We start from the raw sequence: 975 nt of genomic DNA, 5'->3' as shown, positions 1-975 counted from the left end.
GACGGCTTTCAGGCCTTCGTTGACGATCGATTGAGCCAGAACGGTCGCAGTGGTAGTACCGTCACCAGCGTCATCGTTGGCACGGGAGGCAACGTCTTTGACCAGCTGCGCGCCCATGTTTTCGAAGCGATCTTCGAGTTCGATTTCCTTGGCGACGGAAACGCCGTCCTTGGTGATGGTCGGAGCGCCGAAGCTCTTCTCGAGAATCACGTTACGGCCTTTCGGGCCCAGGGTCGCTTTTACCGCGTCAGCCAGAACGTTGACGCCTTTGAGCATCTTGGAGCGAGCGGCATCGCCGAACTTAACTTCTTTAGCAGCCATGATCGATATTCCTTAAATACTTTGTAGTAACGGGAAAATGAACGGGGGTATCAGCCTTCGATAACAGCGAGGATTTCGTTCTCGCTCATTACCAGCAGGTCTTCGCCGTCAACTTTCACAGTGTTGCTGCCGGAGTAAGGACCGAACACAACCTTGTCGCCTTCCTTCACGGACAGTGCACGCACTTCACCGTTTTCCAGAGCCTTGCCCGGGCCTACAGCGAGAATCACACCGTGGTTGGCTTTTTCAGCAGCCGAACCTGGCAGGACGATACCGCCAGCGGTTTTCTTTTCTTCTTCGCTGCGACGGATGACGACGCGGTCATGCAGAGGACGAAGCTTCATTGTCGATCTCTCCTAATTGTGGTTTTCATCGGCCGGTGTAGTCCCGGCGGGTTTAACAAATCCGGCCTGCGCCGGTTGCGGTTCGTCGAGCGAACCGCGGAAGTCTGTCCGGCTTGAATGCCGGAAACCTTTCGGTGACCGATACATAAGGGCGCATAAGCTTATTACAAGGGCGGGGACAGAAAATTTTTCATCATGTGCCCCTTGAATGCCGCGCATAAACAAACGGCACCCGAAGGTGCCGTGTCAATGCAGGGGTTACTGGCTGTCGCGATGTTCGAACTCGCCTTCGATCACATCACCCCTCGCG

2 protein-coding genes are annotated in these 975 nt (G+C 55.2%); both read right to left on the bottom strand.

Annotation, left to right across the window (positions count from 1 at the left end):
* Positions 1–321, bottom strand: a 321-nt coding sequence (locus tag HT737_RS30530; RefSeq protein WP_308810006.1) for a TCP-1/cpn60 chaperonin family protein, incomplete at its 3' end; no start/stop codon positions are given.
* 50 nt (positions 322–371) lie between these two features.
* Positions 372–665, bottom strand: coding sequence for a co-chaperone GroES (locus HT737_RS30525; RefSeq protein ID WP_007916610.1), 294 nt, complete (start codon positions 663–665; stop codon positions 372–374).
* Positions 666–975 lie beyond the last annotated feature (310 nt).

The organism is Pseudomonas sp. MD195_PC81_125, from assembly GCF_014060985.1.
Taxonomy (GTDB): domain Bacteria; phylum Pseudomonadota; class Gammaproteobacteria; order Pseudomonadales; family Pseudomonadaceae; genus Aquipseudomonas; species Aquipseudomonas parakoreensis.
The sequence above is the reverse complement of the archived record's forward strand: the minus strand, read 5'-3'. Positions and strand labels throughout refer to the sequence as shown.

What these genes read in the sequence shown, in the direction of transcription:
- HT737_RS30525 (WP_007916610.1), bottom strand. Translation starts at nt 665, where the DNA reads ATGAAGCTTCGTCCTCTGCATGACCGCGTCGTCATCCGTCGCAGCGAA.